Origin of the sequence: Streptomyces gottesmaniae (genome assembly GCF_031845845.1) — a bacterium.
GTDB lineage: Bacteria > Actinomycetota > Actinomycetes > Streptomycetales > Streptomycetaceae > Streptomyces > Streptomyces akebiae.
Genome location: NZ_JAVRFJ010000004.1, coordinates 233,027 through 259,144 on the forward strand (window position 1 = coordinate 233,027; position 26,118 = coordinate 259,144).

A 26,118-nucleotide genomic window follows, 5' to 3' on the forward strand; every position below is an offset into this window, starting at 1 on the left:
GGCCGCCTCCACCCAGGGATAGAGGCCGGATTCCTGCCGGCAGGCGATGTTCCCGCCCTTCGAAGACGGAAGGCTTGAGGCATGCCGGTTCCGCTCGGCACGGCGTTACGCCGTCGCGCTTCCGGTACGGCGCTGGTTCTTCTCGTGCTCCCCTCCGTTCCTCCCGGGCATGCCGTCCTGGCTGCCCGTCACCCGTCCCTTCCCAGGCAGAAAGCGACTGACATGCAGATCGATATCACCACTGTGATGGCAGCACTCACCGTGGTCGGCTTGGCGAGCCTCACGGTCTCCCGGGGACGCTGGGCCAGCCCGTTCTGGTTGGTGGTGGTCAGCTTCCTGGTGGCTTACCCGTTCACGCACACCCTGCTGGACCGAGTGGCGGACGCGCCCGACGGATGGTTCCGCTGGCTGTTCCAGCTCGCCTGCGGATCGCTCCTGTCCACCCTCTTGGCTCCGGTCTGGCACGGGCTGCGTCGGCGTTCCGTGCGCGGGCCCGAATCGCCGGGCGAGGCCCCGCAGGTCGATGGCTCTCGTACGTCTTCCTGACCCGCGGCGCTGCGGTTCGGCTGTTGCCGGTGCCCGCTGGGCAGGGACTGCTCATGCCACAGACCTGAATCGGTCATGAAAGTGACCTGTGGAGTGAGTAGTGATCCGCCGCAGGGTTCCCGCACAGACAGCAGGAGTTCTAAGGAGTTCACGTGGCACAGATACTGGTGATCGGGGCCGGGATCGTCGGCACCTTCGCGTCCATGATCCTGGCGCAGGACGGTCACCAGGTCACGGTCCTCGACCGTGACCTGGTGGGCGCCGCGGCGGACCAGCCGCGGCAGGGCGTCAAGCAGTACGAACAGACACACATCCTCATGCCGGGCGGCGCCCGCATCCTCGAGCGTGAGACCCCCGACGCGGTACGCCGGATCCTCGACGCGGGGGGCCGCGTCCACGACATGCTCGGCGGGGTGTGGAACTCCGGGCCCATCGGCCCGCGCAGGCCCGGCGACGAGCAGTTCGAGACGTACGCCGCCCGGCGCCCGGTGCTGGAGGCGGGGCTTCTGGGTGCGGCCGCAGCCACCCCCGGGGTCACGGTGCGCGCCGGTTCCCCTGTGCAGGCGCTGCTGACCGGTCAGCCGCACGTACCGGGCAGTGCGCACGTCACCGGGGCCGTCCTGGACGACGGCACGCGGATCGAGGCCGATCTGGTGGTGGACGCCTCCGGGCGCCGCACCGGCGTGCCCGCGCTGCTGGAAGGTCTCGGCGTGCGTCCCCGGGTCCGACGGGAGGAGACCGGATTCCGCTACTACTCGCGGTTCTTCCGTGCTGACGGCCGTGGACGGCCCACGGCTCCGTTCTGGCCGCTGACGCACCACGACAGCGTCTCGGTGATCACCGCTCCGGGGGACGGGGACCACTGGTCGGTCACGCTGGTGACCTCCGGGCGCGACCAGGCGCTGCGCCCGCTGAGCGACCCGTCCGTCTGGGACGCCGTCCTCGCGCTGTATCCCCACGTCGCGCACTGGGCCGAGGGGCTCCCCGTGGGTGACGTCCGCGTCATGGGCGGCACGGGCACCACGCACCGCCGATGGGTGGTCGAGGGGAAGCCGCTTGTCACGGGTCTGGTCGCTGTCGGTGACGCGCACATGACTCTCAACCCCCAGTTCGGTATGGGGATGACGGCCGGTCTCGGCCAGGCCCAGCTCCTGCGTGATGTCGTGGCCCGTACGGGCACGGATGATCCGGCGGGCCTGGTCCTCGCCCTGGACGGGGATCTGGAGGAGCGGTACTGGCCGATGTGGCAGGAGGGCAACATCTGGGACCAGCACCGGCTCGCCGAGATCGACGCCGAGATCCGGGGCGAGACGTACCGTACCGAGGACCCGGCTTGGGCGCTGCGCATCGCACTGGACATCGCCGCCGGCCTCGACGCCGATGTGGTCCGCGGTTTCGGTCTGGTGGCCTCCCAGCTGGATTCCGCGGACGAGGCCCTGATCAAGCCCGGTCTCGTGCAGCGGATCGTCGAACTGTCCGCCGGGCAGCCGCGCTACGCTCCCGGCGCCCCCGACCGGACCCGCCTGCTGGACGTCGTCGCAAGCCGTTCCTGAACGGCGCCGCAGGCCGTTCACACCCCGCCTGACCAGGGCCGAGGCTCCGGTGGGAGGCCCCGTATCCTCCACAGGACACGCACCGACTCCTGTGAGGTGACCATGAGCGTGGACCAGCGCGGCTCGTTCGCGGGGCGGTTGACCGCCGCACGCGACCGGTCCTTCGTCGGCCGGGATGCGGAGCAGGCTCTGTTCCTGGACGCGCTGGACGACCGGCCCGGCTCATCGCCGGTGCAGTACCTGCACGGTCCGGGCGGGATCGGCAAGTCCGCGCTCTTACGACGGTTCGCGCAGGAGGCGCGCCGGGCGGGGCGTCCGGTCGTCGAGGTCGACGGCCGGACGGTCGCCCCGACTCCCGAGGCGTTCGCCGCGGCGGCCGAGGAGGCGGTGGTGGAATCGGGGGCGGTGCTGTTGGTCGATACGTTCGAGCAGTGCCAGGGGCTGGAGGGGTGGCTGTGGGAGCAGTTCCTGCCCCGTCTGCCGATCGGTGCCGTCGTCGTGATCGCCGGCCGGATCCCGCCCGACGCCCGCTGGGTGTCCGACCCGGGGTGGGCGGGGCTGCTGAACGTGGTCGCCCTGCGCAACCTCGTGCCCGGCGAGGCGTTGGCTTTCCTCTCGGCGAGAGGCGTGCCCGACACTCTGCACGAGGCCCTGCTGGGTTTCACGGGCGGCAGCCCGCTCGCCCTGGCGCTGGCTGCCGCGGTCGCCGTGGACGCCTCCCGCCACGGCTCCGCCGACACGGTTCTGGACTGGGCGCCCAGTGCGGACGTGGTCGCGACGCTGCTGCCCCAGCTCATCGGCGACCCGCCCAGCGAGGCGCACCGCAAGGCCCTGGAGATCTGCGCGCACGCCCATGTCACCTCCGAGAGCCTGCTGCGCGCTCTGCTGGGCGAGCGCGCCCCGGAGTTGTTCACCTGGCTGCGCGCCCAGCCCTACGTCGAGACGACCACGCTGGGCCTCTTCCCTCACGACGTGGTCCGCGAGTCCCTCGTCTCCGATCTGCGCTGGCGTGACCCGGAGGGCTTCGCGGCCTTCCACAAGGAGCTGCACCAGCACCTGTTCGAGCAGGTGCGCGCCGCACCCACCACGCAACTCCTCCAGGCCACCGGCGCGTTGCTCTACCTGTACCGCACCGACGGGCACATGGCGCGTTTCCACGGCTGGCAGGACACCGGTCAGGTCTACGACGGGCCGTGCCTGCCCGCCGACGAGGCGCGGGTGGTCGAGCTCGTAGGGCAGGCCGAGGGGCCCGAGTCGGCCGACCTGGCCCGCTACTGGCTCGACGCACAACCCGAGGCGTTCCGCGTCTACCGGTCCGCCCGCACCGACGGGATCATCGCCTGCTCGGCGTGGCTCAGACTCACCGATGAGCGCGGCTGCGACGTGGACCCGGTGGTGGCGGCCGCCTGGACGCACATGCGCGGCCACGGTCCGCTGCGCGCCGGGGAGCACCTGGCCGTGGCCCGCTTCACCGTCCACCCCGAGCACTACCAGCGCCCCTCCCCGCCGACCACCTTGACCCAATGGCGGGCCATGGGGGAGATATTCCGTGCCGACCACCTGGCCTGGCACTTCATCGTCATGCGCGACGACGGCTTCTGGAACGACCACCTCACCCACTTCGACATGTGGCCCACTGCGGACGCCCCTGTCGTCGGAAGCCACCCCTACCGGCTGTTCGGGCACGACTGGCGCGCCCAGCCCGTCATCTCCTGGCTGGCGGCGAAGACCGACGTGATGCTCACCGGTGTCGACGGCCGGGACGCCGGCGAGGCACCCCGGGCTGCCGAGGTGAGCGTGCTGTCGCGTCCGGAATTCGACACCGCTGTCAGGGACGCGCTGCGCGCCCTGCGACGCCCGAACGTCCTGGCCGACAACCCGCTCGCCCGGAGCAGCGTCGTGGTCCACAACGGGGGGAGCCTCAGGGGCGTTCTGGAACGGGCCGTGGCCGCCCTGACCGGCGAACGCGGCGGGGACAAGCGACATCGCGCCCTGGTGACCACGTACGTCAAGGGCGCGCCGACCCAGGAGGCGGCCGCCGAGCGGCTCGGGCTTCCCTTCAGCACCTACCGCCGGCACCTGACGTCCGCCGTGGACCGGGTCGCCGACCTGTTGTGGCAGCACGAACTGAGCGGAACCCCGCTGCCGGACCCGCCCCCGGCAGGCCAGGACGGCGTTCGACCGACCCACCAAGGGTGACTCCAACTGGCCTCAGCTGGAGGGTGTTGGTGAAGACAGGCCTGCGGTGGTCGTGCGCCAGGGCATGGTCGGCGTTCCGGTCTGTGTGGAACGGCCGCAGACCCGACCTCGAGGCGGCGGGCACGGGCGACGGTATGCGGCCGGGTGCGGGAGGGCGGTCGGTCTTCGCGGCGCGCCGCCTGGCTTCGGGCCCTCAGCACGTCGGCGGCGGGGCGGGCCCGTTCGTCCTGCGAGGCGGACCGTGTGCGGGTCAGCGGGCACAGCACGGCTTGGTCCTCCGTGTCGCGCGGGTACAGGGCGCGCAGGTCGGCGGTCATCATCCGGCCCCGGCCGACGGGGTGGGTGCAGTCGTCGTCGACCGCCTGCACGATCTGGTCGTCCAGGCCCGCCTGGTGCGACCGGCCGCACACGTTGCAGGACAGGTGGCGGCGAGCTTCGGCGAGCAGGTGGTGACGCTTGAACGCGCCGCGCGCGCATCACGAACACCACGGCGACGATGTCGGCGGGGCCCAGGGCAACGTCGACCACCGGCCGGATGCCCGCCCACACGGCCGGCCGCCGCTCTCCCACGCTCCGTCAGCCGGTAGCGGGTGCAGGCGCCGAACGCCCGGATCGCCGAGGTGCGCCAAAGCCGCCGGTCGATGCTCGGCGATCTCCCTGACCGGCCGGCTGCCGGGCGTCACCTCGGCCCGGCTCCCACGCCCGCTCGAGCCGGGCCGACACTTCCTCCTTGAAGGGGAGGTGCAGAGGGTGTCGGCCGTGACGATGTGGGCCGGCAGCGACTTTCTGGAACCAGGGGCCTTATGTCTCACGATCTTGTCCTTTTGCTGCGCGGTCCCCCACTTGGCGGGTTCCGTCCCGAACCCGAGCCGAGGCAGGGAGCTGTGTCGAGCGGGACCCGCGGCACGGGGCCCCACGTAATCGCCTTGGCCTGAGGGGTCCTTGCTGGCGATCAGTGGGCCCGACGTATGCACGGTGCAGGTGTTCTGCCCCCGCGTCCCCATACTGTGCCCGGACGCCTCTGCCGACCTGCCGGCCTGTGCACTAGACCTGAGTGGTCAGCTGGCAACATCACAGAAGGCCACAGGATGCAGGAGCGAATCAGGAACGAGAAGGGCGGGGACGGTGCCAGACCACCGCTCGCGCAACTTCCTGCTCAGCGGAGCGCTTCACTGGCAGTAGCGCGCCACGGGGGCGTCGGGCCTGTCGCAGCGATATTGGCTCTACAGCGGGCAGCGGGGAACTCGGCGGTCACTCGCGCCCTGGCAGCGCAGGGGCACGCAACGGAGCCGACTCAGGAGGAGCAGGAAAGGGAAAATCCGAAGAGGAGCGTCGACTCTGAGCGCCCGGTACAGCGTCACGCGGCAGGCGACGGCTGCCAGGAGTCTGTGCAGCGCCGGCTGGCCGGGCACGACGTACTGGGCATGCCCGGCCAGCCCGATCCCCGGCCGCAGTCGCAGTCGCATGACATGGAGGCGCGGTCCGGCGGCGTCGACTTCAGCGACGTACGGATTCAGGACAACGCGGCCGCGACGAAGTCGGCCCAGGAGAGCGGGACCCGCGCCCACACCTCCGCCAGCCACATCGTCATGGGTGAGGGTGGCAGCGGCAGGCATACGCTCGCCCACGAACTCACCCATGTGGTCCAGCGGCAGGGTCCCGTCTCCGGTACGGACCGTGGCAACGGGCTGAAGGCCTCCGACCCGTCCGACCGGTACGAGGCCGCAGCGGAGGAGAACGCCCGGCGCGTCATGTCCGGGGACACCCCGGCCACCGGGCACACGGCCCAGCGGGCGATGGCTGGCGACGCGGGCCCCGCGCTCACGGTGCAACGCCGCAAACCGTCGGCCGACGCGCCCACGGAGCACTACGCGGCCAAGGCGCAGGAGCACCCCGAATGGGCCGTATTCCAGAAGATGATGCAGCAGGGCGGGTTCCCGGCGGATGTGACCGAGAGCGCCTGGCAGCTTCTGCTGGGCGGGGTCCTGGAGCAGGAGGAGCTGAACCGGCAGTCCTCGGACGACTCGATCGATCCCGCGGAGCGGCGTAAGGTCCGGGCCTCGAACACCTGGTACCGGGAGCTCGTCAACCTCGTGGGCGACCATCTGAGGATCACCACTCCCACCTTGGCGCTCTGGTCGGGCGGCTTCGACGTGAGCGTCTACGCACACGGCAAGGGACACACCTCGTTGGAGTTCACCCGGCTCGGGAAGGTCGTGGACCAACTGGAGCTGCACGCCAACTGGAAGCTCCAGGCGCCGCTGTGGAACGTCCTCTCCACCGCATTCGTCGAGCGCGCGACAGGTCCCGTGCATGTATTCCTGCGTGCCTACAATCCCGAGAGTGTCCTGATCGCGCAGGAGATTCCCCAACTGCGCATGATCCAGCGGCTCAATCCAGCCGTCACCCTCACGTGGCACCCGCTGTACACCACGCCCGACGGCAAGATCAGGGAAATCACCGAGGACTTGCAGCTCACCGACAACGCGGAATACCAGAGCCGCGACAAGTGCGTGAGCGTGATGTACCGCTACCTGATGCGTTTGCACGACGAGAGCAACAGCAAGGCGTCGATGGCGTACGGAGAGATGAACGAACTCCTGGAGAAGAACGTCAACCCGAAGGCGGACGCGGTGTAGAAGAGCCATGGCGCGTCCGAGGGTGTCGAGATCGGTCCCGGCTTCCCGGACGGTGTGGGTGATGCGGGCATGGTCAACGCCACGCAGAGCGGCCAGAGTTGTGCGGGTGGGTACCAGCGGCGCGCAAGGAGGGCGATCAGGACGCGGCGAGCCGCGGACAGCAACCGGGGGCCTGTGCCCGGGCCCCCGTCGGGGGGCTTGCCGGGAAGACACTCCTCCCGCGCCATCCGCAGCCACCTGCGACGTCAGGGCATCCGTGCGGTTGTCCCGCCCGCGCCCCTCCGATCAGGGCGGCCACGGCCTGCGGCGAGGCCGGCTGGGCGGCCGTCCGCCCGCCTTCGACGCGGAGGTCCACAAGCAGCGCGACACCGTCGAGCGGTGCATCAACCGCCTCGTACCGTGGCGCGGCCTGGCCACACGAACCGACAAGCTCGCGATCGCGCGGCTTGCTTCCCCGGGCCGATCCGGGGAGCGGCCCGGGGTCCCGGAGCCAGCTACGACGCGCTCGGCGGGGTTGCCTGGAAGTTGCGCCGGCGCGCGCGGAGGAAGGGCACTGTGCTGCTGAGCAGGACCAGGAGCAGCACAATCACGCCCGCGGGGGTGAGCTGGACCGTCACCTGCAGCGTGGTGGGCAGCACGGCCACCGCCGCGCCCGCGACGGTCAAACGGTCACGTGTGCCGAAGAGCAGGGCGATCACGAGGACCCCGGCCCACAGGACCCCGGCCCACAGCGGGCCGATGACGCTGAGAACGCCCAGCACAAAGGGGTAGTACGTCTCGACGAGTTGCACGCCCGACATGAGGACAGCCGCCAGCACGGTGGTTCCCATGATCGTGCGGCGTTGTGACAGGGACGTGCCGAGCAGATCCCTGGGTGCGGCGAGCAACACGACTCCGGTGAGCAGCGGCACGGCCAGTCGGATCACTGCGATCGAGGGGGTGCCGTGGAAGCCGGAGGAGGCGAGCGCGGCCAGCAGGACGTCGGCCAGGGACAGCACCATCGCCGGCACGACCAGAGCACGGGCCACGGTCCAGCGCCCGCCCCAGACAGCCGCGAGCGCCGCCAGCCAGAGCAGCGGCGTGAGGCCCGTGTTGGCCATGCTCAGCACATTCGGGGCCGAGGACGCCGGCAACGTCCGGACGCCGGGGGCGAAGAGCCACAACAGGCCCGCCACGAAGCTACCCGTCGCCACGGCGACAGCCAGCGGGGCCGCCTGCGCCAGGACCTGACCCGCCATCCGGTCGGAGCTCAGGCCGGTGCGGCGCCGCAGGCCATGGCCGGCGACGTCGAGTGCCTCGCGCAGCCGACCGAGCGGGCCGGCATCCTGCGTCGCCTCGGCATAGATCGCGGTCAACTCGGCTTCGTGCGCAGCGCGGTAGGCGGCCGGGTGGAGGCGCAGCGCCCAGCGGAACGCGAGTGAGCTGTGCTGCTGCGTCATGCCAGGGCCCCCTTCGGGCGGATGGCGGGGGCGCGACGGGCGGCCAGTCGACGCTCCGCCTCGGCGACGACAGCGCGCAGCCGCTCCGTCTCGGCGGCCAGCACGTCCCGGCCGGCCTCGGCCAGGGCGTAGACCTTGCGCGCCCGACCGTCCACGACCTCCTCGCGCTCGACCCGGATCAGGCCCTGCTGGACCAGCCGGTCCAGCGCGCCGTAGAGAGTGCCGGTGCGCATCCGCACACGGCCCTGGGAGATCGCGTCGATCTCCTGAATCAGTCCATAGCCGTGCCTGGGCTCGTCGGCCAGGGCAGTGAGCAGGAGCAGCGTCGGCTCCTGAAGCGGTCGCTCATTCATGCCACCTATATATATCAGCGACCGACATATATTGTCGATCGACTCATCGGCCCACGGGTGTACATCCGTGGGCCGATGCCGTGCGGGAGGGCACGTGACAGCGTTCCCCTGTGCCCACGGACTGCCCGTCGCGGCACCTTGACGATCCGTCACCACGGGAGGGCCCCATGACCACCACACCGTTCATCAGCCGGAAGGGCATGAAGCGCCGCCGCATGCTGGGAACCGCGCTGGCGGCCGGGGCCGCCATGCCGCTCACCGCCGTCGCCGGCCCCGCGTGGGGCCAGCCGGCCGCGGCCGCTCCCGTCGCAACGCGGCTCCTGCTGCCCGTGCCGACCGGGCCGCACCCGGTGGGCACGGTCCAGCTGCACCTTGTCGACCGGTCGCGTCCGGACGACATCGCGGGCCCCGGGCACTTCCGCGAGCTGATGGCCACCGTCTGGTACCCCGCCCGGAATGTCGAGCGCTACCCGGTGGCGCCCTGGATGCCGACGGGTGCCCTTCAGCCGTTCCTCACCGACGCCGGGCTCAGCGCCCTGGTCCCTCTCACGCCGCTCACCGCTGGCCACGTGGGCGCTCCGGTACTGCGGCCGGGCAAGCGGCTGCCTGTGGTCGTGTTCTCGCACGGCGCGCACAGCCACCAGGGCGACCACACCGTCATGGTCCAGGAGCTCGCCAGCCACGGGTACGCGGCTGTGACGGTGGCTCACCAGTACGACACGTACACCGAGTTCCCCGACGGCCGGGTCGCCGTCCCGCTCCGCGACCGGAGAGCACCGACGCTGCCCGGGGACTTCGCCGCGGACCTGCGCTTCGTCCTCGACTGCGTCGAGCAGCTCGCCGCCGGGTGCAATCCGGACGTCGCCCAGCGGGAGCTGCCGGCCGGACTGCTCGGCTCCCTCGACCCGCGGCGCATCGGCGCGTTCGGCTGGTCGAAGGGCGGGACAGCCACCGCCTGCGCCACGCTCGCGGACGAGCGCATCCGGGCCGGGCTGAGCCTCGACGGCCCGATGCGGATGAACCCGCCGCTGGCCGGCGACCTGGACCGGCCGTTCATGATGATGTCCGCCGAGTTCACCCGAGCCACGGATCCCGAGGTCGCCGCGTTCTGGTCGCACCTGCGGGGCTGGCGGCTGAACATCCAGGCCCAGGGCGCCGCCCACGTCTCGTACGGCGACAACGAGGCACTGTTCCCCCAGGTGGCGAAGCTGTTCGGATGGAGCGCGCAGCAGCTTCAGGACGTGATCGGCACTCTCGATCCCGACCAGGCGGTGAAGATCCAGCAGGCTTACCCGCTCGCGTTCTTCGACGAGCACCTGCGCCACCGTCGGGAGCACCTGCTCGACGGGCCGTCCCAAGCCTTCCCGGCAGTGACGTTCCTCCCCTGAGTACCCGGACTACCCGTAGCACCCGGAGTACCCGGAGTACCCGGAGTACCCGGGACCGCAGTACCGGGCCCCACTGTGGTCCACAACGCGGTCCCTCACGGTTTCGGTGATCACCCCTGGAAGCCACGCCACGCCCTTGCCCAACCTGCCCACGGGCCCGAGTCGCAATGCCGACTTCGTTTCGGCAAGGCGGAGAAGACGCACTCCAGCCATCAGGCAAGCGGCGGTATGGACACCCCGGGGACAACGCAGCCCCCTCACATGAAGGGACTGCCGCGCCTGCCCGCCTGCCTGCCTGCCTGGCCGGGGTCGGCGACTGATGGTGTCCATGGGTTGCCGCGGTTCGGGCCAAGGCGCCGGTGCAACTCAGCACGGCGAGCCGCCGCAGGCTGATCCAGTGCGCCGGTGCCAACAGTGGTCCGGCAGCAGGAGCGTGCGGGCCATGGTCGCGCGGCGCCGACCCACTTCGCCCGCCGGGGATACAGCCCGGCACGTCACGGGACGGCCCGCCTTCGAGTCGCGCAGAACCGGCTTCAGCGTCGCGGCGCCGGGGCGGTGCGGGCCGCGGGCGAGCGGCCGGCTCACTTCGTCGCGTTCGATCTGCCGCGGCTGTCCGGGAGCACCGGGACCGCCAGGGGCCGCCCGCCCTTGTGGGCTGTGGGCGGTCAGGAAGCAGGCTGCAGGCGGACGCAGCAGTGGCCAGGGCTGGGCTGCAGGCACGCCTGGAGCCCTTCTCCGTCGAGTCCTTCCAGCACGCCGCGCAGCAGGTGCAGGTTCATGCCGCACACGGTCTGCGTGTGGTCGCGGGCGAGCGCGTGGAAGGGGCAGTTGCCCAGGACGATGGCGTCACCGTCGTAGCGGGGTTCGAACCCGTTGCCTTCCAGCAGGGCGAAGACACCCGTCTGCCTCGGTCCGGCGAGCTGTCTGCCCAGCTCGTGTGCCTTTCGCTGCAGGACGGTCCGCACCGGTTCGCCGGTGACCTCGGATTCCTCCAGGGCCTGGGCGAGGAGCCGTCCGGCGAGTTCGTAGTGCCGCTCCGGCAGGCTGACGGTGACCTCCCTGCTGGAGCGCTTGTAGAGCTTCGCGGGCCGACCGGCTCCCGGGCCGGTGCGTCCGCTGCGCCGCTCGTAGACGACGTCGAGGAGTGATTCCTCGGCCAAGCGGTCCAAGTGGAAGGCCGCGGTCGGCCGGGCGAGGCCGAGGGCTTCGGCGGCTTCGTCGCGGCTGACCGGCCCCGTCTGGCGCGCGACGTGGTCGTAGAGCCTCCTGCGGGTCGGCTCGTCGAGCGCGGCCACGGCGGAGACATCGGTGCTGGGTGCTGCTGCTTCCTTCGAGTCGTCCACGAACACCAGTGTAAAACACACAGGCATTGACTAAAGAAGGTTCGCGTACTTCTATTGCTAATAAGAGTTCTCGATAGAAGGAGGGCGTCATGTCGTCTCCAACCACTACCGCCACGTCCCTCGCCCCGCGACGGGCCGCGCTCACCGATCCCGGCTACCAGGCGTTCGTCATCCTGCGCACCGGGTTCACCGTGGCACCGATCCTGTTCGGGCTGGACAAGTTCACGAACCTGCTCGTGGACTGGCCCACCTACCTCGCGCCGTGGATCAACGACATCGTCCCGGGCAGCGCCCAGGCGGCCATGTACGCCGTGGGTGTCATCGAGATCGTGGCCGGCCTCGCCGTCGCCCTGGCCCCGCGCTTCGGGGGCTGGCTGGTCGCCGGATGGCTCGCCGGCATCATCATCAGCCTGCTGACCATCCCCGGACACTACGACATCGCGCTGCGCGACTTCGGCCTCCTGCTCGGCGCGGTGGCTCTGGCCAGGCTCGCCCAGCGCTATCACGGCAAGCGGCCGTCGCACTGACGGCAAGCAGCAGCCGTAGAAGGCGGAGAGGCGGGTGGGCCCCATCGGCCCACCCGCCTGGCCTGCCGGGGCGCGGGCGGAGTTCAGTGTCGCACCGACTGCGGTGGCGACTGCGGTCCCCAGCAGCCGAGCAGCACATCCACCGCCGAGCACCGATGGAGAGGCTGGCCACCGGGCGGCCGGAAGACCCGGAGGGGATCAGCTCCCTCCCGTCCTGCCGCTCGTACGAGGATCCAGGTGCGGCGGCTACGACCGCCCAGTCCAACCGTTCCGCAGACGGCTCACCACGCGCCTGTGTGCCGTGACGCGCCCGCCCCAAGCCGTTGGGCTGTGCGGCCCATGCGGGTCAGCAGCCCGCGGGGGAAGGTTGTGTCATGGGAAGCAGTAACGGTCGGGCGGAAACAGGAACCGACCCAGACCTGTCGGCCAGGGGTGTGCGCCTGGCCGGGTACGTCCCGCTGCGGGAGTACGCGGTGATCGGTGACGGCCGCACAGCAGCTCTCGTCGCCCGGGACGGGGCGATTGACTGGCTGGGGTTGCCCGACCTGGACTCGCCGGCGGTGTTCGGCGCCGTGCTGGACGCCGTCCGCGGCGGCCGGTTCGCGCTCGCACCGTCAGTGCCCTACCGGGCCGAGCGCCGCTACGTGCCCGGCACCAACGTCCTGGAGACGACCTTCGTCACCGCTGGTGGCACCGTGCGGGTCACCGACGCACTCACCCTCCACGACGACACCACGCTCACCCCGATGCGGGAGCTGCTGCGACGCGTGGACGGCTTGTCGGGTTCAGTGCCCTTGGCCTGGAGCGTGCAGCCTCGCATCGGCTACGGCATCCGGCCTACCCGGCTCGCCCGGCGGGACGGTTTCCCGGTGGCGACAGCCGGACGCGACGCACTGGCGGTCTGTGCCTGGGAGGCGGGCGAGCCCGTGTGCGACGGGGACTCCGTCAGGGGCCGCTTCGAGCTCGTCGGAGGCCGGCGAGCACTGCTGGCCATGCCCTTCGCCCATCAGGAGCCCCTCGTCCTGCCCACCCGCTCCGAGGGCGAGGCACGCCTGGACGCAACACGTACGGCCTGGCAGAGCTGGGCGCACGACCGCCTGTACACCGGGCGGTGGCATCAGGCGGTGATGCGCAGCCTGCTGGTGCTGAAGCTGCTGGTCTACGCCCCTTCCGGTGCGGTCGCGGCGGCAGTGACGACCTCGCTGCCGGAGGAGATCGGCGGCGAGCGCAACTGGGACTACCGCTTCTCCTGGGTGCGCGACTCCGCCTTCACCCTGGCCGCCTTCCTGCGGCTCGGCTGTCCGGCGGAGGCGCACGCCTACTTCTGGTGGCTCATGCACGCCTCCCAGCTCACGCACCCGGCCCTGAACGTGCTGTACCGGTTGGACGGAAGCCACCGCACCCCGGAGAAGACCCTGCCCTGGGAGGGCTACCGCGGCTCGGGTCCCGTCCGTGTCGGCAATGCCGCCGTGGGGCAGGTCCAGCTGGACACCTACGGCGAGCTGATGCAAACCGCCTGGCTCTACGCCCAGGCCATGGGAGGGCTGGACGCGGACGTCGCACGCCGCCTGGCGGAGCTCGCCGACCTCGTCTGCGCCGCATGGCAGCAACCGGACGCGGGCATCTGGGAGGTCCGCAGCGCTCCTCGACACTTCACCCAGTCGAAGATGATGTGCTGGGTGGCGCTCGACCGCGCTTCCGACCTCGCCGAACGCGGCCTGATCCCCGACCGGCACCTGCCCCGCTGGCACAGCGCACGCGACGCGATCACCGCGTTCATCGATACCCGCTGCTTCTCACCCCGCCGCAACAGCTACGTTCGCGCCGCCGACGGCGACGACCTGGACGCCGCCGTTCTGCTGGGCCACCTCTACGGATACGGTGGCGATCATCACCGCATGCGGGCCACGATCACCACCCTGGCCCGCCAGTTGGGGCACGGGCCCTACGTCGACCGGTACTCGGGGGAAGACGGCCTCGCGGGCGGCGAAGGCGCCTTCCTCGCCTGCTCCTTCTGGCTCGCCGAAGCCCTCGCCCGCACCGGCCACCTCCCGCAGGCCATCGAGCTCATGGACGACCTGATCGACCTCGCCAACGACGTCGGCCTCTACAGCGAGGAGATCGACCCCGCCACCGGCGACTTCCTGGGCAACCTGCCCCAGGGTCTCAGCCACCTGGCACTGATCAGCGCCGCCTGCGCCATCACCGCCGCAAGCAGGGACGCAACACGGTGAACGCGTGGGGAACCGCCGCGGGCGCCTTCGTCGGCACCCTGGCACTGACGACCGCACTGCGGGCCGCCAGCGAGCTGCGCCTGACCCGCATGGACCTGCCGTTCCTGCTCGGCACGGCAGTCACCGTCAACCGCACCCGCGCCAAGGCCATCGGCTACCTGATGCACTTCCTCAACGGCCAGATCTTCGCGTTCGTCTACTTCGCCGTCTTCGTGGCCATCGACCAGACAGGCTGGTGGCTGGGCGCCCTGTTCGGACTCGCCCACGGCCTGTTCGCCGGCACCGCACTGGTCAGCATCCTGCTGCCCCTCGTCCACCCGCGCATGGGCAGCCCGCAGACCAGCGCCCCACGGACAGCGCTGCTGGAACCGCCTGGATTCCTGATGCTCAACTACGGACCGAGCACACCCCTGGTCACTGTCTGCGCCCACATCGGCTACGGCGCGATCGTCGGAGGATTCACGTCACTCGACGCCTGACGGTCACGCACGATGGTGCCCCTCTGATGCGCTTGGTCGCGCGTCGCCCGGAGACGCAAGCGGACTCAGGACCGGCCGCCGGACCTCACACGTCGCTGGCCGGCGGCGGGTGACGACCGGTTTCAGAACGGAACGCTGTGTAGCCTCCGTCCACGGGAGGGACGGCGCCGCGCCACCACATTGACGCGGATGTTGCGGGGCGCCCACTCCATGGCAGCGCCACGAGCGAGCACGATGAGCCCGCCCTTGGCCGCGGAGTACGCGGCCGGCATCGTCGACGTCGTCCGAGCCCAGCTCCGCAGGCGGCACCCCGGAGAGAAAGATCAGCTGGACGGCGAGGCCGCCACCCCCAGACTGGCATCCACCGCTCCGCTCTGCGTGCTCGGACAATTGCTCACCGGCTCCTCGGGCAAAGCATGAGGTGCGGCGTCGGCCGCCGGTGTGCGCCGTGGTGGTGGACGGGACCGGACACAGGCCGGACACCGGCCGTGCGCAGGAGCACTGGTGCGCCGTGCACGAATCGCGGGGGTCGGCGGCGCCGCCTCCCACAGGAAGAGGAGGAGACGGCGGCGTTCCGTCGCGGGTGGGGCCCCGGCCTGATCCAGACCCGCTCCCACGCTTCGAGTTCCTCCTCGCTCGCCGCACGCTCCAGCTCCGCTGGGGCGCCTGCTGCTGATCAACAGCCTCGTTGTCGGTAGCGGGCACCGAAGCCGAGCTGCGCCACCTCCGTCTGGTGCCGAAGCCAGGCCTCCGAGATCGGCGGCGCCTGCCTCCATACCCCGCCGGATGGTTCTCCCACTCAGCTCAGTCAGATCATCGGCGACGCCGGCTCGGACGTGCCGTGGTTCTCAGTGGGTGGGGCTGCTTCCGGTGCACCGTGCCATTCGCAGAGCAGGACGGTGGCGTCGTCGTTGAGGTGCCCGTCGTGGTGTTCGAGCACGGCCCGCACAAGGCGGCGCAGGGTTTCCGGGGCCGGCAGGCCGTCGGCCTGGTGGCGGATGATGAAGTCGACGAAGCGGTCGCGGCCGAACTGGCGCCCTTTGGCGTCACGGGCTTCGATGATGCCGTCGGTGTAGAGCAGCAGTTGGTCGCCGGGCTCCAACTGCTCGCGGCAGAGGGTCACGGGAAGGCCGAGGTCGGTGCCGACCGGGTGGGTTGGCGTGCAGGCCAGGTGGGTGCTCCAGCGTCGGCCGCGGATCAGGACGGGTGGGTGGTGACCGCAGTTGATCCAGCTCAGGACACCGGTGGTGAGGCCGAGGTCGGCCAGGACCGCGGTGGCGTAGCGGGTGTGGGCGAACTGTTCGAGCAGGGTGGCTTCGATGGCGTCACGGGCTTCGGCGAGGCTGTTGCCCTGGCGCCGCTGGTTGCGGCAGGTGGCCATGGCGAGGTTCGCGGTCAGTCCGGCCGAGGTGTCGTGTCCCATGGCGTCGAAGACGGCGAGGTGAGCGGTGTCGCCGGCCAGGGCGTAGTCGAAGGCGTCACCGGCGGTGGCGTAGGCGGGTTCCATCGTCGCGGCGATGGTCACCCGCCGGTTCGCGAACGTCCGGGGTGGCATCAGGGTCCACTGCATCTCCGCGGACACCGTCATCGGACTGACACGAGTGAGTCGGGCGTAGGAGTCGCTGTGGTGTCGCTTGGAGACGAGCAGCAGGCCCACCAGCGAAGCCAGGCCTTCCATCGCCGTCCGCGTGGGCTCGTCCGGTTCATCGTCGGTTTCGATACGCAGGACACCGAGGCGTTCGGTGCCGTCCAGCACCGGCAACCAGTGCTGCGTCCGGCCCTCGAGCTGCGCGGAGTACGGCTGCCCGTCGCGGAAGACCCGGCCCGCCAGCGTGGCGTCGACCCGCAGCTCCCGCCCGCCCGCTCCGGCGTCCAGCCCCTGCCCGGTGGCCTCCCGCAGCACCAGTTCCTGGATGTCCGCCACGTAGATACGCGCCCGCCGCAGCCCGACCTCGGCTGCATGGCGGGTCACCAGGGCGGGCAGTTCCTCGAACGCGGACAGGTGGCTGGCCCGCAGCAAAGCGTGGAGCATGTGGGCCGAGTCCTCGAGCGAAGCCATGCTGTCAACCTGTCGGACAGGGGCCACTCGCACCCGCCCGCCACCCACCGCCCCGAGAGGTCCTTGCCGTCGGCAGACGGGACGAGAAGCCCGAAATGGACGTTCGTCACCACATGTAACCCCGACGCGGACATCCACACCCGAAGGCACAGCGCGGAGGCACGGAGGTGTCCCGTCCCGCATGCAGCCGGCCCTACTCGCTCGGGGCGGTGGCGGAGGGCCGGGCGGCGCCCTGCCGAGCAGCATCCGCTCAGGACACTCACGCCGGCCCCGGTGCGCGCGAAGACCGCCAGGGTCTGTATGACCAACGATCACTCGGCGGGTTCGCGGAGCAACAGGATCAGAGCTGCCACGACGATTCCCGGCGCCGCAGCGGGTTCGCCCGGATCCCGTCCGCTTCCCAGCGGGCGAACCACTCGTAGACGGTCTGCCAGAGTCAGTACCGCTCGGGCAGACCGCGCCACGGAGCCCCGGTCCGCAGCCGCCCCAGCACCCCGTTGACCACCTGCCGGTGATCACTCCACGGACGACCACGTCCATCCGCCCGCGGCACCAGGAGCTCCATTCGCTCCCCCGCCGCATCCATCACTCACCTCGACCTGCCACAAGCTCAATGATCAGGGTGCTCGTGCGCGAACTCCCGCCCGGGGTCCGTCACGAAAAGGCTCAGCCGGTACGTGGTCGGCAGCCCGAGGCGCCCGCACAGCGTGTCGATCCGGATCATCGACCCGTCGACTCCTGCCTCCCGAAGACGGCGCAACCGCGTACGCGTCTCCGCCTGGTCCGGAGTCTCGACGACGACTTCCCACTGGCCGGCGTCCGGCGCGGTGCGAGCATCAAGCCGTTGCCGCATGTTCTCTTGCCGCCGCCTTCTTCTCCCCTGTCCTGGCACCTGACCAGGATCACCGGCCGGTGCCAGGACGGCAAGGCAATGGGACCAAGCACGCACACGGTCGGTGATCATCTGTCACGCAGACCTAGGCACAGCCCCCCGGCTCATCCTTGGTCGGTACGAATTGCATCGTGGGCATCCCGGCGGCGTCGAAATTGGCAGTATCCGGGCCGATCAGAGTCATGTAGCCGGCGAGCCTCTGGCTGTCCTGCGAGTGCGGCTCCCCCTTGACCTGCTCGGCACCGGTGAACACGGAGTCCAAGACCCACCAACGGCCGTCGAACCTCACCCATTTGATCCCGCAGTGTGTGTAGATGTCGTAGGGGTAAGGCTTGTGCTGCTCGGGATCTGCCGGCCCTTCCTGCCACTTGCCCTCGGTGGCAGTACGGGCGGGCAGGGTCGGGCCGGTGGAGTTGTCACCCCGGTCGTCGGACGATGACGAGCACCCTGAGAGCAGCAACCCGGCACTCATAAGCAGGACGGCGATGTGGCGCGATACCTTCATGCACCTCAGACGCTGCGGGTACGTGTTCCGTTCGATCCCCGCCGTTGAACGACATGGTCAGGTGCCCGCCAGACCGGAAGCTGCCCAAACGGTGAGTCAGGGGCACCTTGGCGCTGCAGAAGGGGGGCAGCGCCGTCGCCGGGCAGGCGGAAGCGGAACTGGCGTCCGTCCTGCCGCGGCCGGCCGAGGAGATCACCTGGCCCTGGACGAGATCGGGTGAGTGCTGCCTGCTGTCCGCGCTGCGGGACCGGGCACGGGACTCCCCCAGCTCACGGGGCCGTCGAGGCAGTCCACCTCGAGCGCACGTCGGCCGGCCCGGCCCGCGGGGACTTCGTCGGGAACGGAACGGACGCCTACCCGGAGCGGAACATCGCTTCCCCCGGCAGGGGCGACCCGCTGCCGGACAGCAGTCCATGGGCCAATGGTGTCGCCGAGTGCTCGACCCGTTTGCCGGCACGGCGGCTGACGATCAGTCCCGCCCCGCGCAGGACCCCGATCTGATAGCTCGCACTGGCCGGTGCCAGACCGAGCGCCTGGGCCACATCGGTCGTCGTGCGCGTGCGGTAACCGGCCACCTCGACGAGGACCGCGCTCCTCGTCCGGCCCAGCAGCCTCTCCAGCCCTTCCTCGCCGGTGAGCGCGTTGTCGAACGGCCGCTTCGCGACCGGGTAGACGAGGACCGGATCGAGGCCGGGGTCGGCGAGCGCCGTAGGTCTCCGCCAGCAGAAGTACGACGGCACGAGCGTCAGTCCGCGCCCTTCCAGGCGCAGTTCCCGCTCGACGGGGTAGTCGACGTCCAGGTACGGAGGGTTCCATCGGGCGAACGGGTGCAGCCCCGCGAGGAGAGCCCCGGTGCCTCCGCCGAGCGTGGCCCGCGCGCGGACGGCGACATCGTCGCCCACCGCCGAGCGCACCTGCCGCCAGTACGGTTCCAGGAGCACCCGGAAGGAGTCCCGCAGGGCGTCCGCGACCAGGAGCAGTGTGGGGGTGGGCCGTTCGTGCGGGCCCCGTACCCATCCCGGCAACGGCCGCGACAAGGCCAGCCGGGAGAGTTCCGCCACCAGCCGTTCCCGGGGGGTGGTGCGGACCCGTTCGAGCGCCGCGTCCAGGTACTCACCCGTGACCGGAGGCGTCAGGAAGTCGGGGATGTACCCGGTGGCCGGAATGAAGGTGCACAGCGTGTGCAGGGCGGCGTCGGCGCGGCTGTCCCGCGACAGAAGGTGGGTGGACCGCTGGCGCCAGTGTCCGAATTCCAACGGGCCCTGGTCCGTTTGCAGACGGCAGACGGCGCACATCAACTCCCAGAGGGGGTCAGGCTGTTGAGCCAGGCGTACGTTCTCCAGGTCGCGCCAACCGAAGTGGATGCGAAGCACGTGGCTCCCCGCCGCTCATGTCCCGGGAACAACTCCCGTGATCGTGACGCAGATGATCGGTGCGGAGAAGCCGAGAGCGAGAAGAGGATCGGATTCGTGTCTATAGCCTTTTCTCCATGAGCCCTGGTCGCGGCGCTGGTGGTGTCCGAGAGCCCAGCCTGCACCAGCTCCGGCTCTTCCTCGTTCTCGCCGAGGAGCTCCACTTCGGACGGGCCGCGGCACGGGTGTACGTCACCCAGCCCGCGTTCAGCCAGCAGATCAGGTCGCTGGAACAGCGGCTCGGTGTCACGCTCGTGGCGCGCGGCGGGCGCGGAACGCGGCTCACCCCGGCCGGCCAGGCCCTCGCCGAGGAGGCGCGGGCGGTGGTCGACGCCATGGCCCGATTACGGAAGACCGCCGACCGCCACGCCGGAACGGCGCGGGGGCGTCTGCTGATCGGCAGCCTCGGCGCCGAAGCGACCATGCCCTACGCGCATGCCGTCCTCGCCCACCTCCGCGAACGGCACCCCGACCTGGAGATCGAGGTCCGCAACCTGACCTTCGTCGACATGTTCGGCGCCCTGCTCGCCGGGGAGGTCGACGCCGCGTTCCTTCGCGGCCCTCTGCCCGGCGGGATCCAGTCCCTGCGTCTGGCCACCGAGACCCGGGTGGTCTGCCTGCCCGCCGACGACCCCCTCGCAGGCCGGGAGGCCGTCACCCTGGCCGACCTCGCCGACCGCACCGTGGTCGACATGCCTCCGGAAGTGCCTCGCGCGTGGTGGGACCACCTCACCGTCAACCCGCGCCCCGACGGCACGCCGGTCCGCTACGGTCCCGTCATCAGGGACACCGAGGCCATGGTCTTCGCCGTCACCCAGAAACAGGCGATCGCCTTCCTGCCCTCCGCGGCCCGCCACCTCTATCCGCGAACCGGCGTCACCTACGTGCACTGCCCCGAGCTGGGAGTGTCGACGGCCGAACTCGCCTGGCTCCCCGACCATCGCGACGGACCGACCGTGACCGCCCTGCGCGAGGCGGCCCACCACATCCTTCGACAGGCTCAGCGCCCCTAGGGGGTGTTTCAACGGATCTCCGCACGACGTGGAGTGCCCCGGCCGAGGCCCGTCTCGGCGGTTTCCCAGGACCTGGCCGAAAGGGAACCCATGTTTTCGACGAGCATCGAAAACATGGCGGTGGACATGGCTCCCCCGCACGATGTGCTGAGCAGCGGCTCGACCGGCCGCTGCGGCGTTCGGAGGGGGAACCGGCTGTCATGGCCGTGCACAACGGACGAGACGGGTGTGAGCATCGCCGTCGCGACGGGACTTCTCCCTCACTCCTCGTGAAGGGCAGCATCGGCATGAAGTCTCGCGCACGTGTGGTGGCCGTCCTGTGCGCCGCCGCTTCGGCGGCCGCGATCGGCCTGGCGACTCCGGCGGCGGCCCAGCCGGACCGGGCCGACATCGAGTGCAGCACGTACCGGGCCTCCGACGGCAAGAGCGTGGGGGTCAGCTGTACCAGTGGTCGCTACTACGTCGTCGGCACGGCATGCAGCGCGGGTGGCTGCACCACGATCGGCGGCAACATCGTCAGCGCTCCCAACATCTCGTGGGCCCGGGCCGGCAGCGGGTACTTCGGCGGCGACATCAAGGCCGTCTTCGTCTGAGTACCGCCGCACCCGCACCCGCACCCGTACCCGGCCGGGCCCGAACCCGGCTGAATCGCTCCGTCCCTCTTCCGATCACCACTCGTCGACCCAGGAGGATCACCATGACCTACGCCGCGACCCCCGACGCCCAGACCGGTATCGAGACGGGGACGTCCGCCGAGGAGGAGCTCGACCTCGTCATCGGCGAACTGGAGCAGGACATCCCCCACCGCACGCGCGCGGCGGTCAGCACCTGTCGCGCCTGGTACTGCCTCTGACAGAGGCCCCGGCCGAACCGCACCACCGGACATCGCGCAGGTGCCGCCCGGCGACCAGCGGGGCGGCACCGTTCAGGGGGAGGCACAACACCGTGATCGACGTGCTGTGGGACGGGGTACCGGCCGCCGGTTCGCGACGTGCGGGTCCGCACGGCCCGGCCGGCGCCCGGAAGGTGGTGGAGGCGGTACGGGCGGGTAGAGCGGGCGGGTTGTTCCCTCCGGTGCTGCGGGTCGCCGACGACGGCCTGCTCGTGCACGACCGCTTCCTGGCCGGCGACAGCGACGCGGACGTCCTGGCGGCGGCCCTCGCCGCCCCTCGATTCGCCCCCGTCGTCGGGGTGTTGGACGCCCTGGACGCCTGGTGCCGGCACGCCGCCGCCCGGTACGGCACCCTGCTCGCCCCCGGTCTGCTCGACGTGACCGACGACGCCCTCTTCGGGCCGCTCGTGGCCGAGGCGTTCACCGCCTGTGCCGCCGGCGTCCCCTACGCGGCCGACGAACAGCGCGCCCACTGGACGACGTTCCTGGATCGGTTCCTGGAGCGGGTGAGCCGGGACGTCACCGGGCCCTGGTTCGACCGGCCCGCGCTGCGTCCGCCCTTGACGGGCATCGAGGCCCAGGGCGGAGAGACGCACAACGGCCGCGGCAGGATCCTGCGCGTGAGCCTGAGCGGCGGTGGCGTGGTCGCCTACAAGCCTCGCCCGGCGGACGGCGAGCTGCTCTTCCTCGCTTCCGAGGACTCCCTGTTCGCCCTCCTCAACTCCCTGCCTCCCGTGACGGGGCCGGTCGTCCTGCCCGTCCTGCGCTGCACTGCGGGCACCGGCCCCGACCGACGGGACTACACCTGGCAGGAGTGGATCGAGCCGCCCTCGCAGTGGGGCCCGATCCGCTCGGCACCCGGAAGACGGCTCGACGGGACCCGACTCGGCCCGCGCCGGGCGGAACGCCTCTGGCACCGGGCGGGATCCCTGGCCGCCGCGGCGTTCCGCTTCGGCATCGCCGACCTGGGAGAGGGCAACATCCTCTCCGGGACGCGTTCCGACCTGCCGGAACCCCTCCTCTACCCGGTCGACATGGAGATCTTCCTCGCGCCGCTGCCACGCCTCTACGACACCGGACTCGTCGCCGACACCGCAGCCGGGGACCATCACCACCCAGGGCTGGAGGACCAGCCGCGTTGGTGCACCCTGGACGGACCGGTCGCCCACTTCACCGAACATCCCGACGGCGGCCTGCGGTTGGTGCGTAGAAGTCGGCCCTGCACGCGCAGCGAAACCCGCACGGTCGTCGCGGACACCCTGGGCCGTACCGGATACGGGCCTTATCTTCCGGCCTTCCTGCGCGGGATGTTCGACGCCTGGACCCTCATGTGCCGTCACCACGACGTCATCCGGTCCTTTCTGATCCGCGCCGGACGGGAGCGGCACGTCCGTGTCCTGCTCAAGCCGACGGCCGCCTACACCGAGGTGCTCGCCGACCGCCTCACCACGACGGCACCGGGCCCCACCGACACCGTCTTCGGCCCGGAGGAGGCGGCTCAGCTCGACGTGCTGGACGCCCCCTATTTCTTCCGCTCCATGGAGGGCGGGCCGCTGTTGCGCGCCGGACCGCCCCCCACTCCCGTATCGGGACACCCGCACCCGGACTGGCCGCCGTCGGCCACCGTCCGCGACGAACGCGGCCGCGACCTGGCCGGGCTCGGCGTGGCCCTGCGGGACGCGGTGGAGTACGTGTACGACGCCGTCGGGCCCGGTGACCTCCACGGGAACGGCGTCCACGTCCGGCTCTCCGACCGGAACACCGGCGAGGTCGCCTTCGACTGGCCGAAGGCGGGGCGCCGGATCGTGCACACCTGGGATCGCGACACGTCGAGGATCCGCACGGAATCGTCGGCGCGGCCCGCCCTCGCGCTCGATGTGCGGCGGCGCCTGCTGGCGATCGACCGGGTGGACGCGGCACTGCGCACCCGCTGGACCGACTCCCGCTTCACCGACGAGGAGACCGAGGACGGACTGCGCGCCCTGACCGCCGCGGCAGTCCGCTGGCTGGAGGACGTGGTGCGCCGGCACGGCTGGCCGGGCCGGGCGCTCGTCGGTCCGGCCGCGGCGGCCGCGGCCTGCCGGCTCCTCCAGCACGCCGAGGGGCCGGCGGACTTTCAGCACGAGTGCCTCCGGCTCATCGAGCAGGCCGCCCGCGACGGGGATCTGCCCTGGCGTCAGGTGGCGTACGTGACCGACGCGCTGCGTGTCCAGGAGGGCCGGCCGCAGCTGTACGGGACCAAGTTCCGCATGCGGGAAGGGAAGCTGGAGCCGTGCCCCATCGAACAGCCCGAGCAGGTGGACGAACGTCGTCGCCGTCTGAGGATGGAGCCGCTCGCCCGGTACGCCGGCCGGCTGCACCGCCGGTACCAGCCGAACACCGGGTGAGCGGGGCCGCGTGGGACCTCTTCGCCGCCCGCCACTGGGAGCGGACACCCGCGGTGGTGCCCGCGCCGGGCGGCCCGCGCACCGTCGACGCCGACCGCGCCTACACGACGATGGTCGAGGCCGCCCGCCCGTTCCGCGCCGGAACCCGTTTCCAGGCCCTGCCCGATGTCCGCTTCCACGTCGAGGACGGCCGGATCCGGGCTCCGGGTGACCTGCTGCCCGGGCCGCGGGACACGACCGCCGAGCGGTACGCCGAACGCCTCGACCAACGGATGGCGGGACGCGGCCGGCTGCTCGTGGTGGAGCAGGGACTCATGCTCGACCCGCCGCTGTGGGCGCGGGTGCGCTCCCTGGTCACGCCCTTGTGGGAGCGGGTCGGCTGGCCCGTCCTGCCCGTCGTCGCCGAACTCGTCCTCGGCGAGGGCATCGCGGAGAGCCACGGCTCCCCCCACTCCCCCCTGATCTGGGTGCTGCGCGGCAGCCTGACCGCCACGCCCCGGGACTCCGGGCCCGCCCTCGACGCCGGAGCGGGCGACCTGCTCCACTGGCCGGCCGACCGGCCGCACACCCTGACCTTCGGCCCCCGAACCATGGCCCTGCGGCTCCTGGTGCCCCGCGACCCCCGACGGGCGACCGCGGCGGTCAAGGACATCGTGGCCGGCCTGGTGCACGCCCGGCGCGGCCAGGACCGCGTCCCTTACCTGCCGTACCCGCCCGACGGCCCGACCCCGCCCGACATGCCCGAACTGGCGAGCACGGCGGAGTTGATGCGCGAGGTGACCGCGACGCCACGGCTCGGCCGACTGCTGAGTGCCCTGTGGGCGCGCAGGGTCAGCGCCGCCGGTCTCGAACCCGCCCCGGACGCGCGGCCACCCGTACGTCTCTCCCCCGACGACCGCCTGCGGCCGGCGTCCGCTGTCGTCCGGATGCCCCTCGACGACGGGCGTACATGGCTCTGGGCGGTCGACGGCCACGCCTTCTCGCTCCGCGGCACCCTCGGCGAACGCGTCCTGGACCGCCTGCGGCAGGGCGACACCCCCACGGTCCGTGACCTGTGCGCCGTGGCGGGCCCCGGCCACGACGAGGCCGTCGTGGCACTGCTGGAGAAGCTGTACACGCTGCGCGGCGTGGACGTGGACGGACGGGAGAGCGGCGCGTGAGCACCTCGGTGGCGGTGGAGACGGAGTTCGACTGGACCCTCTTCGCGGAGCGGTACTGGGACCGGTCGCCCGTGCTGTTCCGTGCGCTGTCGCCCGCCCCCTTCGAGGCATCGGAGGTGTTTCGGGCGGCTGTGCACGGCAGCCCTTGCGCGGGGCCGGAGGAACGGATGCCGCCCCACGCGCAGTTGACGGTCGAGCGCGTCCAGCGCGACACCGCCGACGGCCTGCTGCCGACCGCCGAGGACGGCGGCTTCGACGGATACGACACCCGGCTGGCCGCCCGTCTCGGCGGCCTGCGGTACGCCCTCGTCGTCAACGACTTCCACGCGTTCGACGCCGCCCTGTGGTCGCGTGAACGCGCCTTCTACGCCGGCCTGTGGGAAGAGGTCGGCCTGCCGGTGACCGGCGCCATCACGACCTTGTTCCACGGCACCTACGAGCACAGCCCCGTCGGCGTCCACAAGGACCGCTTCGCCACCTTCATGTTCGGGCTCCGCGGCCGCAAGCGTATGCGGTTCTGGCCGCGCAGGCCGTGGGACGAGGCCGTCTCCACCAAGGTCGACTACTCCGGCCACCTGCCCGAGTCCTTCTCCGCCGACGTGGGCCCCGGCGACCTGCTGTACTGGCCCTCCGACTACTACCACGTCGGTGAGAGCGCCACGACGTCCCCCGCGACCAGCGTCAACGTCGGTGTGCCCCGGGACGAGCACCACGCCGGTTACGAGGTGGAGGCCCTGATCGCCGACCTCGACCCGACCCGGCTCACCGGCCGCGGCAGCCTGGACACCCTGCTCCACGTCCCCGAGGCCGAGGTCAGCGCACCGGGCCCCGGTCCGGACGGCCTGCTGTCTCCCGTGCTCCCCGAGGCGCTCGGCGGTGCGGCGCGGGCGCTCGCCGACTTCGCCCGGCCCGAGCGTATAGACCCCCGCGTCACCACCGTCTCCCTGCGCCACTGGACGGCCGGGGGCTTCGCGCCCGCACCGACGGCCGCCGCATCGCGTGACCTCGCCGAGGCCGACCACCTGCGGACCGCACCCGGCGCGCGCGTCCTGTGGGCACCGGACGACGACGGCGGGACGCTCTGACAGGCGCCGGACT

General features: G+C 71.3%; 22 protein-coding genes and 3 pseudogenes. 16 read left to right on the plus strand and 9 right to left on the minus strand.

The window, feature by feature from the left end:
• The first annotated feature begins 222 nt into the window (after nt 1–222).
• From RM704_RS06960 to RM704_RS06980, 5 genes and pseudogenes are all read left to right on the plus strand, one after another.
• On the plus strand, nt 223–546 hold the full coding sequence (locus RM704_RS06960; RefSeq protein WP_033532091.1) for a hypothetical protein: 324 nt from the start codon (nt 223–225) through the stop codon (nt 544–546).
• A gap of 152 nt (nt 547–698) precedes the next feature.
• Nucleotides 699–2,099 carry an FAD-dependent oxidoreductase gene (locus tag RM704_RS06965; RefSeq protein ID WP_033532090.1) on the plus strand — a complete coding sequence of 467 codons (1,401 nt, stop codon included), beginning with the start codon at nt 699–701 and terminating at the stop codon, nt 2,097–2,099.
• A gap of 102 nt (nt 2,100–2,201) precedes the next feature.
• A complete protein-coding gene (locus RM704_RS06970) occupies nt 2,202–4,298 on the plus strand; it encodes an ATP-binding protein (protein WP_052146537.1) in 2,097 nt (698 codons plus the stop codon).
• A 1,388-nt stretch (nt 4,299–5,686) separates the two neighbouring features.
• On the plus strand, nt 5,687–6,937 hold the full coding sequence (locus tag RM704_RS06975; protein WP_052146536.1) for an eCIS core domain-containing protein: 1,251 nt from the start codon (nt 5,687–5,689) through the stop codon (nt 6,935–6,937).
• A 210-nt stretch (nt 6,938–7,147) separates the two neighbouring features.
• Nucleotides 7,148–7,373 (plus strand): annotated as a pseudogene (locus RM704_RS06980) (IS5/IS1182 family transposase); the annotation flags it as partial.
• A gap of 58 nt (nt 7,374–7,431) precedes the next feature.
• On the opposite strand, the gene RM704_RS06985 reads toward RM704_RS06980, so the two are convergent.
• Entirely contained in the window at nt 7,432–8,376 is a 945-nt protein-coding gene (locus tag RM704_RS06985) for a hypothetical protein (protein WP_052146535.1), read from the minus strand.
• Nucleotides 8,373–8,729: a PadR family transcriptional regulator gene (locus RM704_RS06990; protein WP_033532088.1), complete on the minus strand. Its 357-nt coding sequence runs from the start codon at nt 8,727–8,729 to the stop codon at nt 8,373–8,375. The genes RM704_RS06985 and RM704_RS06990 overlap by 4 nt, the downstream gene beginning before the upstream one ends.
• A 167-nt stretch (nt 8,730–8,896) precedes the next feature.
• Between RM704_RS06990 and RM704_RS06995 the strand changes: the two genes are divergently transcribed.
• The gene (locus tag RM704_RS06995; protein WP_033532087.1) at nt 8,897–10,117 is read left to right on the plus strand and encodes an alpha/beta hydrolase family protein; all 1,221 of its coding nucleotides are present in this window, start codon (nt 8,897–8,899) and stop codon (nt 10,115–10,117) included.
• 665 nt (nt 10,118–10,782) lie between these two features.
• Here the strand turns inward: RM704_RS06995 and RM704_RS07000 are convergent.
• A complete protein-coding gene (locus RM704_RS07000) occupies nt 10,783–11,466 on the minus strand; it encodes a helix-turn-helix transcriptional regulator (protein ID WP_033532086.1) in 684 nt (227 codons plus the stop codon).
• An 83-nt stretch (nt 11,467–11,549) separates the two neighbouring features.
• Between RM704_RS07000 and RM704_RS07005 the strand changes: the two genes are divergently transcribed.
• The 3 genes from RM704_RS07005 (at nt 11,550) to RM704_RS07015 (ending at nt 14,700) form a co-directional block, all read left to right on the plus strand.
• The gene (locus RM704_RS07005; RefSeq protein ID WP_033532085.1) at nt 11,550–11,987 is read left to right on the plus strand and encodes a membrane protein; all 438 of its coding nucleotides are present in this window, start codon (nt 11,550–11,552) and stop codon (nt 11,985–11,987) included.
• A gap of 374 nt (nt 11,988–12,361) precedes the next feature.
• Nucleotides 12,362–14,221 (plus strand): glycoside hydrolase family 15 protein, encoded by a 1,860-nt coding sequence (locus RM704_RS07010; RefSeq protein WP_078937514.1) that lies wholly within the window; start codon nt 12,362–12,364, stop codon nt 14,219–14,221.
• A complete protein-coding gene (locus RM704_RS07015) occupies nt 14,218–14,700 on the plus strand; it encodes a hypothetical protein (RefSeq protein WP_033532083.1) in 483 nt (160 codons plus the stop codon). The genes RM704_RS07010 and RM704_RS07015 overlap by 4 nt, the downstream gene beginning before the upstream one ends.
• A 170-nt stretch (nt 14,701–14,870) precedes the next feature.
• Here RM704_RS07015 and RM704_RS07020 read toward each other — a convergent pair.
• Nucleotides 14,871–14,966 (minus strand): annotated as a pseudogene (locus RM704_RS07020) (SDR family oxidoreductase); the annotation flags it as partial.
• Here RM704_RS07020 and RM704_RS07025 point away from each other — a divergent pair.
• Nucleotides 14,935–15,120, plus strand: a complete 186-nt coding sequence (locus tag RM704_RS07025) for a hypothetical protein (protein ID WP_033532082.1) — start codon at nt 14,935–14,937, stop codon at nt 15,118–15,120. The pseudogene RM704_RS07020 and the gene RM704_RS07025 sit on opposite strands and share 32 nt — an antisense overlap.
• Nucleotides 15,121–15,508: 388 nt before the next feature.
• On the opposite strand, the gene RM704_RS07030 is transcribed toward RM704_RS07025, so the two are convergent.
• The 5 genes and pseudogenes from RM704_RS07030 to RM704_RS07050 all read right to left on the minus strand — a co-directional run bounded on the left by RM704_RS07030 (nt 15,509) and on the right by RM704_RS07050 (nt 19,529).
• A complete protein-coding gene (locus RM704_RS07030) occupies nt 15,509–16,759 on the minus strand; it encodes a PP2C family protein-serine/threonine phosphatase (protein WP_033532081.1) in 1,251 nt (416 codons plus the stop codon).
• 364 nt (nt 16,760–17,123) lie between these two features.
• Nucleotides 17,124–17,365, minus strand: a pseudogene (locus RM704_RS45515) (transposase); the annotation flags it as partial.
• A 4-nt stretch (nt 17,366–17,369) separates the two neighbouring features.
• Nucleotides 17,370–17,612: a hypothetical protein gene (locus RM704_RS07040; RefSeq protein ID WP_052146534.1), complete on the minus strand. Its 243-nt coding sequence runs from the start codon at nt 17,610–17,612 to the stop codon at nt 17,370–17,372.
• A 124-nt stretch (nt 17,613–17,736) separates the two neighbouring features.
• Nucleotides 17,737–18,156, minus strand: coding sequence for a hypothetical protein (locus RM704_RS07045; protein WP_033532080.1), 420 nt, complete (start codon nt 18,154–18,156; stop codon nt 17,737–17,739).
• Nucleotides 18,157–18,509: 353 nt separating this feature from the next.
• On the minus strand, nt 18,510–19,529 hold the full coding sequence (locus RM704_RS07050; protein ID WP_063774542.1) for a helix-turn-helix domain-containing protein: 1,020 nt from the start codon (nt 19,527–19,529) through the stop codon (nt 18,510–18,512).
• A 116-nt stretch (nt 19,530–19,645) separates the two neighbouring features.
• On the opposite strand from RM704_RS07050, the gene RM704_RS07055 reads away from it, so the two are divergent.
• The 6 genes from RM704_RS07055 (at nt 19,646) to RM704_RS07080 (ending at nt 26,105) form a co-directional block, all read left to right on the plus strand.
• Nucleotides 19,646–20,581 (plus strand): LysR family transcriptional regulator, encoded by a 936-nt coding sequence (locus RM704_RS07055; protein ID WP_033532079.1) that lies wholly within the window; start codon nt 19,646–19,648, stop codon nt 20,579–20,581.
• 287 nt (nt 20,582–20,868) lie between these two features.
• Nucleotides 20,869–21,174: a hypothetical protein gene (locus tag RM704_RS07060; RefSeq protein ID WP_078937541.1), complete on the plus strand. Its 306-nt coding sequence runs from the start codon at nt 20,869–20,871 to the stop codon at nt 21,172–21,174.
• A 104-nt stretch (nt 21,175–21,278) separates the two neighbouring features.
• Nucleotides 21,279–21,434 carry a hypothetical protein gene (locus RM704_RS07065; protein WP_192829857.1) on the plus strand — a complete coding sequence of 52 codons (156 nt, stop codon included), beginning with the start codon at nt 21,279–21,281 and terminating at the stop codon, nt 21,432–21,434.
• Between the two features lie 92 nt (nt 21,435–21,526).
• Nucleotides 21,527–23,860 carry a DUF6624 domain-containing protein gene (locus RM704_RS07070; RefSeq protein ID WP_052146533.1) on the plus strand — a complete coding sequence of 778 codons (2,334 nt, stop codon included), beginning with the start codon at nt 21,527–21,529 and terminating at the stop codon, nt 23,858–23,860.
• Complete coding sequence (locus RM704_RS07075; protein WP_033532077.1) at nt 23,857–25,020, plus strand: hypothetical protein; 1,164 nt, start codon at nt 23,857–23,859, stop codon at nt 25,018–25,020. The genes RM704_RS07070 and RM704_RS07075 overlap by 4 nt, the downstream gene beginning before the upstream one ends.
• The gene (locus RM704_RS07080) at nt 25,017–26,105 is read left to right on the plus strand and encodes a JmjC domain-containing protein (RefSeq protein WP_033532258.1); all 1,089 of its coding nucleotides are present in this window, start codon (nt 25,017–25,019) and stop codon (nt 26,103–26,105) included. The genes RM704_RS07075 and RM704_RS07080 overlap by 4 nt, the downstream gene beginning before the upstream one ends.
• Nucleotides 26,106–26,118 lie beyond the last annotated feature (13 nt).